Annotated in this window: 1 rRNA gene; it reads right to left on the minus strand. The window is 49.5% G+C overall.

From position 1 onward, the window contains the following. Positions 1-218: ribosomal RNA gene (locus tag GTP90_RS37800) — 23S ribosomal RNA — on the minus strand; the annotation flags it as partial.

Raw genomic sequence — 218 nt, forward strand, 5'->3', positions numbered from 1 at the left:
TCTCGTGTCCCGCCCTACTTGTCGTACGCTTAGTTCCACACATCGCATTTCACATACGGGGCTATCACCCGCTATGGCTCCTATTTCCAGAGGATTCTGTTATGCGTCATGCTAAAACGTACAGGCTCATCCCATTTCGCTCGCCACTACTTTGGGAATCTCGGTTGATTTCTTTTCCTGCAGCTACTTAGATGTTTCAGTTCGCCGCGTTCGCTTTG

Source organism: Duganella vulcania, from assembly GCF_009857655.1.
Taxonomy (GTDB): domain Bacteria; phylum Pseudomonadota; class Gammaproteobacteria; order Burkholderiales; family Burkholderiaceae_D; genus Rugamonas; species Rugamonas vulcania.